Origin of the sequence: Staphylococcus sp. NRL 16/872 (genome assembly GCF_022815905.2) — a bacterium.
In the GTDB taxonomy this organism is placed as follows: Bacteria; Bacillota; Bacilli; order Staphylococcales; family Staphylococcaceae; genus Staphylococcus.
Genome location: NZ_CP119330.1, coordinates 1 through 2,835, shown reverse-complemented (window position 1 = coordinate 2,835; position 2,835 = coordinate 1). Strand labels below are relative to the sequence as shown.

The window sequence follows — 2,835 nt, the reverse complement described above, 5'->3', positions numbered from 1 at the left end:
ATAAAAAGACCTCCAGTATTTGATTTTAGCTCGACACTTTAATCTTATTACTGGAGTTTTTTTATGTCAAATTTTTCTTTCAACACTAAAAATATATAAAAACACTGTCATATCAACGTTAAACTGCATTTTTAAAAAAGAACGTTATTTCTATATAGTATCAAGACAAGAAGAAACTCGTTTCACTCGTTTCAAAATCCCTCTTGATTTTTACAGAAAAAATCTTTAATTTCATCGTCTTTAATAAAATAATAAGCCATCTTTCCATCTTTCCAAAAATCAAGAACATCATTTTTATACAAAAGTCTTAAGTGATGTGATGTAGAAGCAACACTCATATTTAATATCAAAGAAATATCACAAACACATAACTCATTTTCCTTAATCAAAGATAATATGATTTTTAACTTCTTTTCATCACATATTTTTTGAAAAATACTAAGTAGTTTTTGTGATTTATCATCTTCTAAAAAATTCAAAGCATTATTCACTTTATCCTCATGAATACAGATCACATCACAAGTATTTGCCTTGCCCATATAAACCACACCTTAATTTAAAATATAAAACCAATTATTGTTTGAATTGTATTATTTTCAATAATAATAAATAACCCTAAACCAATATAAATAACAGCCATTATCCAACGACTAAACTTCTCTACAATTTCACCAACACCTGAAATATTAGCCAATTTTTGTGCTGTATATACTAAAACAAAAATCAATATTAAAAATACAAGAAGAGTAACTAATAAGTCGACAATATCTAAAGTCACAAAGTAAGGAACAAAAAGCCCAATATTATCTGCACCACAACTAGCAACTGTAACCAAAGCAACAATACCGACTAATTTTGACAACCCTTTTTCATCCAATTCTTTTTTAGCTCTTTTTTCGCCCTCACAATCGTCGTAAATAGCAACTTTAATACCTAAGTAAATCGGTATTAAACCTAATAAACCCAACACCCATTTTTCCGGAACATAATTCAAAACAAAAGCTAGAAATAAACTAACTAATATTAAAATTACAGAACCTAAATATTGTCCGATATAAATATCTCGATATTCTTTTCTAGTATTTGCTCTAGCAAAAAATATTAATAGTATTACCAACAAATCTACTGCTGTAGCAATATATAAAACAGCAGCAGTAATCACAGTAGAAAACATAAAGCACCTCATTCAAAAATGTTTTTGAATGTATTGTAGCTTATATTTAGCAAAAATCATAGATGCTTTATTCCAATTGCTTTATTGACGTTGAGCCTCGGAACCCTTAACAATCCCAAGACTTGTCGAATGGTCGGCTTAATAGCTCACGCTATGCCGACATTCGTCTGCAAGTTTAGTTAAGGGTTCTTCTCAACATCAATAAATTTTCTCGGCATAAATGCGTGTTCTTGTTATAATAAATCTTAGAAAAATAGATTAAATAGCTTGTCGACTATTTGCATAATTGCTATTACAACATTCAGTGTCACCAGCACTAATTTGTAATAGCATTTTTTTATTTTTAAATTTTCAAAGATAACAAATTTTAAATACCTTTATTTTGAATTTTAAGGGGGCATTTTAAAGATTTAGGGGTAAATCATATAGTTTTATACCTAAAAACGTATATAAGCTCTTAAAATGCAAATATGAGCCAAATAAATATATGCTATTTTCAAAAACAAAAATTCGAGCAAATCCAGTGTTGATTTTTTAAGACACTGGCCCATTTACATGCAAACTTAAAAGTTGGCATAAAAAGTGGTCAACCATGCCGGTTGAACGCTATAGTTCCCGCAGGGGCAAAAATACATAAAAAAACGCTAGCTTTTAAGCTAACGTTTCAAATCTTTTAAGTAATAATTTTGTTTTTCAAAATTCCAAATTGCCGTAATAGAATGTGCTTTTTCTTCTTCGTCTGTTGTTTTATCTTCGTCGCTTGTATTAATTAAATTGCCATCTTCGGCATCGTCTAAATTTAAAATTTTATGTTTTTGTTTAAGCAATCCACCATAACTCAACATACGTTTTCGGTATAAACCTTTTTCCAAATCATTCACGATTTCTTGATTTTTTTCGTTATCATCAGTTAAAAAATCTGATGACTTAACCGAGTATTTTGAAGTTTCTTTGATAGCTGCTTGAATATCTTTATCGCCTTTTTGATTTGGTTTGATCGCTTTGATATTTGCCACAGGTCGATAATCAACTTGTAATGCTTTTTGCCATAAATTAACCCATTCTTCTTGAGTTATATAATTAGCTTTATTTTTAAAATAACTATTTTCAACACACAATAAAACATGCATATGTTGATTATAACTACCATCATTTTTATTAACTGTAACTTCTGTCGAGCGCATAAAACCAACTAAATTTTTACTAACTTTTTTATATTTAAATAATCTTCTGAATGACTCAGTTAAATGTTTAAGACTTTTTTCTAAAGTATCTCCGTCTATCGCATTTCGTGTTGATAGTGTAAGAAACAACCAACGTGCTTTCGGTTTTTCTTTAACCACTTCTTCAATCACTCTTTGAGCTTGATAACTATTTTTCATAGCACGCCTCCAATTACAAACTGGACACAATTTTGATTTACAAAACCATGTCTTATGTAACTTCAAATAACCTTCATATGTCGGCTTGAACTCTAAGACGTTACCACATTGTTTTACGTTAAAAGCCTTTTTAATTTTTAAGATTTCCAGTATATCTGCATAACTTACATTGTCTATTTTCTTTTCTCTCCACGGGCGTTGTTTCCCACTTTTCGTTAAGTCTTTTAGTGTTTTATTATCTTGATTTTCGTCTATATATTTTGTATGATTGTCTTGCAT

Annotated in this window: 3 protein-coding genes; all 3 read right to left on the bottom strand. The window is 29.3% G+C overall.

The annotated features are described in order from the left end of the window. Window positions 1-191: 191 nt before the first annotated feature. On the bottom strand, window positions 192-539 hold the full coding sequence (locus MT340_RS12840; RefSeq protein WP_031886465.1) for an ArsR/SmtB family transcription factor: 348 nt from the start codon (window positions 537-539) through the stop codon (window positions 192-194). Between the two features lie 17 nt (window positions 540-556). After that, window positions 557-1,174 (bottom strand): CadD family cadmium resistance transporter, encoded by a 618-nt coding sequence (locus tag MT340_RS12835; RefSeq protein WP_031886466.1) that lies wholly within the window; start codon window positions 1,172-1,174, stop codon window positions 557-559. A 656-nt stretch (window positions 1,175-1,830) separates the two neighbouring features. After that, window positions 1,831-2,835: a protein rep gene (locus MT340_RS12830; protein WP_243603959.1), complete on the bottom strand. Its 1,005-nt coding sequence runs from the start codon at window positions 2,833-2,835 to the stop codon at window positions 1,831-1,833.